This is a genomic window from Burkholderia sp. Tr-20355, assembly GCF_017104685.1.
Lineage (GTDB): Bacteria > Pseudomonadota > Gammaproteobacteria > Burkholderiales > Burkholderiaceae > Burkholderia > Burkholderia seminalis.
This window is the reverse complement of the sequence record NZ_JAAGPK010000283.1, coordinates 1-5,385: the sequence shown is the minus strand read 5'-3', so window position 1 is coordinate 5,385 and position 5,385 is coordinate 1. Positions and strand designations below refer to the sequence as shown.

Genomic DNA, 5,385 nt, shown 5'->3' with positions numbered 1-5,385 from the left:
CCGGGCTCGATGCCGCGCTCGCGCGTCATGGCGGACGCCTGCTGCTGCTGCGCGGCGACGCGCCGCGCGAGATCGAACGTGTCGTGCACGATACGCGTGCGGCAGCCGTGTACTGGAACCGTCGTTATGCGCAGCCGCAGCGCGACGCCGACGCGGCGCTGAAGACGTCGCTCAAGGCGCGCGGCGTCACGGTCGAGAGCAGCAACGGCAGCCTGCTGAACGAGCCGTGGGAGGTGCTGACGGGCAGCGGCGGCCCGTACCAGGTGTTCACGGCGTACTGGCGGGCGGCGCGCCGCGATCGCACGGTCGCCGCGCCGCTGCCGGAGCCCGGGCGGATCGCGTTTCATCCGTGGCCCGAAGCCGTGCGCGACCGCGCGCTGTCGCTCGACGCGCTCGCGCTGCTGCCGGATGCGCCGGACTGGGCCGGCGGCTTGCGCGATGCATGGCCGGCACCCGACGAGGCCGGCGCGCACGCGCGGCTCGACGCATTCGTGACGACCTCGCTCGCCGGCTACGCGGACGCGCGCGACCGTCCCGATCGCCCCGCGACGAGCCGGCTGTCGCCGTTCCTGCGCTTCGGCAACGTGTCGCCGCGACAGGTATGGCATGCGGTGCAGGGCGCCGCGCATGCCGGCGGCGCGGCCTATGCCGCGGACGCCGATAAATTCCTGAGCGAACTCGGCTGGCGCGAATTCAGCTACACGCTGCTGTATCACTTCCCGGCGCTCGCGACCGACAACTTCCGCGCGCAGTTCGATGCGATGCCGTGGCGCGACGATCCCGCCGCGCTGCACGCGTGGCAGCGCGGGCTGACCGGTTATCCGCTCGTCGATGCGGGCCTGCGCGAACTGTGGGCGACCGGCTGGATGCACAACCGTGTGCGGATGGTCGTCGCCTCGTTCCTGATCAAGCATCTGCTGCTCGACTGGCGCGCGGGCGAAGCGTGGTTCTGGGACACGCTGGTCGACGCGGACCCGGCGAACAACGCGGCGAGCTGGCAGTGGGTGGCCGGCTGCGGCGCCGATGCCGCACCGTATTTCCGCATCTTCAATCCGGTCGCGCAGGGACAGAAGTTCGATCCGGACGGCGCCTACGTGCGGCGCTGGGTGCCCGAACTCGCGGGCCTCGACAACGCGTCGATCCATGCGCCGTGGGATGCGTCGCCGCTGGAGCGCGAGGCGGCCGGCGTGCGGCTCGGCGTCGACTATCCGGAACCGCTCGTCGAGCATGCGGCCGCACGCGCCCGTGCGCTCGATGCGCTGGCCGCATTGCCGAAGCGGCGTTGACCGCGCGTTCGCGCGGCGCGGTTTGACACGTCAGTTGCAGAACGCGACGTGTTCGAGCAGCGCATACGCGACGTCCGGACCGAAGTAGGCCGCGCCGCACCACGTGACGAACGCGAGCGTGCCGGCGGTCAGCGCCGCACGGATCAGGCCCATGCCGCGTTGCCCGACGCAGGCCGCGCGACGCGCGCGTCGTTGATCGGCAGGTGCAGCAGCGCCGCGAGCACGCCGAGCGCGATCGAGCCGATCCACAGCGGCATGTACGAGTGCGTCGCGTCGTATACGACGGCCCCGAGCCAGACGCCGAAGAAGCTGCCGAGCTGGTGCCCGAAGAACACGAAGCCGAACAGCGTCGCGATGTAGCGCACACCGAACACCTGAGAGATCACGCCGTTCGTCAGCGGCACCGTGCCGAGCCACGTGAATCCCATCACCGCCGCGAAGACGTAGACGCTCGCGGGCGACAGCGGCGCGGCGACGAACACCGCCATCGCGAGCGCGCGCACGAGGTACAGCACCGACAGCACGTATTTGCGCCGCAGCAGCCCGCCGAGATGGCCGCACGCGTAGGTGCCCGCCACGTTGGTCAGTGCGATCAGCGCGAGCGCGACGCTTGCATGGCGCGCGGGCAGCCCGTGGTCGAGCAGGTACGCGGGCAGGTGCGTCGCGATGAACGCGAGCTGGAAACCGCACGCGAAGAACCCCGCGTTCAGCAGCCAGAAGCCGCGATGCGCGAATGCCTCGCGCACGGCCTCGCCGATCGACTGGCCGGGGCCGGCGGCGGCATCGGCCGTCTGCACGGGGCGGTCGCGCAGCAGCACGGCGAGCGGCGCGAGCAGCGCCGCGACGAGCGCCAGCGCGATGAACGCGTGCCGCCAGCCGATGCCGCCGATCAGCGCCTGCGCGACGGGCACCATGCAGAACTGGCCGAGCCCGCCGATCGCGCCCGCGACACCGAGCGCCCAGCCGCGCCGCTCGGGCGGAAACAGGCGGCTCAGCGCACCGTAGATCGACGCGAAGGCCGAGCCCGACAGCGCGATGCCGATCACGAGCCCGGCGCCGACCGTAAACAGGCCGGTCGTGGCCGCATGCGCCATCGTGACGAGCCCGGCCGCGTACAGCAGCATGCCGGCGACGATCACGCGCACCGAGCCGAAGCGGTCGGCGATCATTCCCGTGAACGGCTGCGCGACGCCCCAGACCAGGTTCTGCAGCGCCAGCGCGAGGCCGAACGCTTCGCGCGACCAGCCGTGGTCGAGCGAGACGGGCGCGAGGAACAGGCCTTGCACGTGGCGGATGCCGAGCGCGGCGCCCATGATCAGGCCGCCGGCGAGCACGGGCAGCCAGCGGCGTCGGACTTCCTGCTCGATCGGGGTCATGCGTGTCTCCGGATGAAGGTGCGCGGTCGAAACGGCCGCGCTCGATCCGATTAGACGATCGGGCCCGCGATCGCTCAAGCGATCATTCGGTCAGGTTGGCATGCGCATCGGGAATGCGAGGGTGCGGCGGCGCTGCCTGCAGTCGCGGGCGGCGGCTTACGCCGGTGACGTCGTGTCGTACGCGCGCATCGCCGCATCGCATTCGGCGGCCTCGGCGAGCATCCAGTCGCGCACCTCGACGACTTCGCGGCGCGGGGCCGGATCGTGCTGGAACAGCCAGTAGCCGTACGTATCCGTCAGCGCCTGCGTGTGCGGGCCGAGCACCGCGAGCCGCCCGTCCGCGAGCATCGGCGCGACGAGCGCGAGCCGGCCGAGCGCGACGCCTTGGCCCGCGATCGCGGCCTGGATCACCTGGTCGTACTGGTTGAAGCGCAGCACGCCTTTCGGGCGCGCGTCGCCCAGCCCGGCCGCATGCAGGTGCGCGTGCCACTGCAGCTGCGGTTGCGGCGGTCCGTCGAATTCGAGCAGCACGTGGTCGGCGATCGCGGCCGCGCGCGTGACCGGCCGCGCGGCGAGCGCGGGATGCGCGACGGGGACGACGATCTCGTCGAACAGGCGCAGCGCGCCGGCCGGCGCGCGGTCGCGCGAACAATAGCGGATGCCGAGGTCGATGCCTTCGGTGCGCAAATCGAGTACCTTGTCGTTCGCGGCGACGCGCAGGTCGACCGCGGGCAGGCGCGCCTGCAGCCGCCCGAGCCGCGGCAACAGCCACAGCGCGGTGACGCCGATGCTGGCGGTGATCGTGACGGGCTGGCGTTCGCGCGCGGCGGCGAGCGACGCGACGGTGTCCTGCAGGCCGTGCAGCGCCGCATCCGCGACGCGGAACAGTCGCTCGCCTTGCGGCGTGAACGCGATCTTCCGGTAGCCGCGCTGCAGCAACGCGACGCCGAGATGCGCCTCGAGCGCGTGGATCTGGCGGCTGACCGCCGACTGCGTGACGCACAGGTCCTGCGCGGCGAGCGTGATGCTCATGCGGCGGCCGACCGCGACGAAACCGCGGACGAGATCGAGCGACGGAAGACGGACGAGCGGCGTTGACATGCGCGTGACTCATGCGAACGGAGCAGCAAGATTGGTTGAGAACGCGCCACGCGTCAAGTTCAATGGAGGCTTGACGACGGGCGCGGGGCGGCCGCGAGGCAGGGGGATGGGTAGGCGCTGAAGCGCTGACTCGGGCCGACCGCGAGGCATGGGGTTCGAGTCAGCGCTAAAGCGCCAACTTGGCGCCGACCGCAGAGCATGGGGTTCGAGTCAGCGCTAAAGCGCTAACTTGGGCCGACAGGAGACAGGATGACGATTTCGAACGAAGGAAGCGGGGCGGCGCAGCGCAGTCGCGCGGCGGGCGCATGGCCGCCGGAGCCCGTGACGCTGCGCGCGGCCGACGGTTACGAATTGCGTGGCCATGTGTGGCGCCATCGCGGCGGCGGCGCCGTGCGGCCCGTCACGGTCGTCAATTGCGCGACGTCGGTACGCTGCGACTACTACTTCCGTTTCGCGGCCTGGCTGTTCGCGCAGGGGCGCGACGTGCTCGTCTACGACTATCGCGGGATCGGCGCTTCACGCCCCGCGCAGCTCGCGAAGCTGCACGCGACCTGGCTCGACTGGGGGCGGCTCGATTGCGAAGCCGCGCTGCAGTATGCGCGCGACGCGTTTCCCGGCCAGCCGCTCGATGTCGTCGCGCACAGCATCGGCGGCTGCCTGCTCGGGCTCGCGGCATCGAACGTACACGTGCGGCATGCGGTGACCGTCGGCGCGCAGTATGCGTACTGGCGCGACTACCTGCCGGCCGAGCGGCGCCGCATGTGGTGGAAGTGGCATGTCGCGATGCCCGCGCTCGCGGCCGTGTTCGGCTATGTGCCCGCGAAGCGGCTCGGCTGGATGGAGGACACGCCGCGCGGGGTCGCGCTGTCGTGGGCGCGCGCGCAGCCGCGTTTCGAGGATGGCTACATCGGCGGCGTGCTCGATACCGGGACCGTCGGCCGCGCCGCGGTGCCCGCGCGCTTCGCGGGGCTGTCGGCGCCGATGCTCGCGATCGGCATCGACGACGACGCGTTCGGCACGGTCGAGGCGATCGAGCGGCTGGTCGACTACTACACGGGCAGCAACGTCACGCATCTGAGGATCGCGCCGGCCGACATCGGCGTCGACGCGATCGGTCATTTCGCGTTTTTCCACAGCCGCTTCACCGACTCGCTGTGGCCCGTCGCGCTGTACTGGCTGCAACACGGCGTGCTGCCGGCCGATGCGCCGGGCGCCGTGCATGCGCTTCACCCGGCGTCGCGCGGGCCGATAGCGGCCGGCGGCGTGCCGGGTGTGGCCGCGAACGGTTGACGTGGCGCCCGCCGCGCATCGCCCCGTCGCGATCCGCTTCCCGGTCCTGCCGCGCCGGTTGCCGGCCGGCGCGATCGATTAACATCGGACGTTTCCATTCACAGCACAGGCTGCGCGTGTCGATGTCCACTCCGTCCGAATCCGCTTCCCCGCTCGACACGCCCCGCGCGTGGCGCGTGCACGCGCTCGACCTGCCGGAGGCCGCATTCCGTGCCGGCGTGCGGGTCGCGCGTATCGATTTCGACTGGCGCGTGCCGCTGTCGTCGCCCGCGTATGCGGCGCTCGGCGACGCCGAGCGGGCGCGCGCCGCGCGCTACATGCGCCACGAGGAA

5 protein-coding genes and 1 pseudogene are annotated in these 5,385 nt (G+C 71.7%); 3 read left to right on the top strand and 3 right to left on the bottom strand.

The window, feature by feature from the left end; all coding sequences use genetic code 11:
* Positions 1–1,286 (top strand): deoxyribodipyrimidine photo-lyase (locus G3N62_RS34105; RefSeq protein WP_206141476.1); only part of this gene is annotated, 1,286 nt, incomplete at its 5' end.
* 30 nt (positions 1,287–1,316) lie between these two features.
* Here G3N62_RS34105 and G3N62_RS36325 read toward each other — a convergent pair.
* The 3 genes from G3N62_RS36325 to G3N62_RS34095 all read right to left on the bottom strand — a co-directional run bounded on the left by G3N62_RS36325 (position 1,317) and on the right by G3N62_RS34095 (position 3,763).
* Positions 1,317–1,439 (bottom strand): hypothetical protein, encoded by a 123-nt coding sequence (locus G3N62_RS36325; RefSeq protein WP_260449485.1) that lies wholly within the window; start codon positions 1,437–1,439, stop codon positions 1,317–1,319.
* Positions 1,430–2,662 (bottom strand): MFS transporter, encoded by a 1,233-nt coding sequence (locus G3N62_RS34100; protein WP_034190378.1) that lies wholly within the window; start codon positions 2,660–2,662, stop codon positions 1,430–1,432. The genes G3N62_RS36325 and G3N62_RS34100 overlap by 10 nt, the downstream gene beginning before the upstream one ends.
* A gap of 156 nt (positions 2,663–2,818) precedes the next feature.
* Positions 2,819–3,763, bottom strand: coding sequence for a LysR substrate-binding domain-containing protein (locus G3N62_RS34095; RefSeq protein WP_049031511.1), 945 nt, complete (start codon positions 3,761–3,763; stop codon positions 2,819–2,821).
* Between the two features lie 249 nt (positions 3,764–4,012).
* Here G3N62_RS34095 and G3N62_RS34090 point away from each other — a divergent pair, with 249 nt between their 5' ends.
* Together G3N62_RS34090 and G3N62_RS34085 are read left to right on the top strand one after the other, a co-directional pair.
* A complete protein-coding gene (locus tag G3N62_RS34090; RefSeq protein WP_069706946.1) occupies positions 4,013–5,053 on the top strand; it encodes an alpha/beta fold hydrolase in 1,041 nt (346 codons plus the stop codon).
* A 122-nt stretch (positions 5,054–5,175) separates the two neighbouring features.
* Positions 5,176–5,385 (top strand): annotated as a pseudogene (locus G3N62_RS34085) (4'-phosphopantetheinyl transferase); the annotation flags it as partial.

Coding starts and splice junctions, on each gene's coding strand:
- G3N62_RS34100 (WP_034190378.1), bottom strand. CDS start 2,662: ATGACCCCGATCGAGCAGGAAGTCCGACGCCGCTGGCTGCCCGTGCTC.
- G3N62_RS34095 (WP_049031511.1), bottom strand. CDS start 3,763: ATGTCAACGCCGCTCGTCCGTCTTCCGTCGCTCGATCTCGTCCGCGGT.
- G3N62_RS34090 (WP_069706946.1), top strand. CDS start 4,013: ATGACGATTTCGAACGAAGGAAGCGGGGCGGCGCAGCGCAGTCGCGCG.
- G3N62_RS36325 (WP_260449485.1), bottom strand. CDS start 1,439: ATGGGCCTGATCCGTGCGGCGCTGACCGCCGGCACGCTCGCGTTCGTC.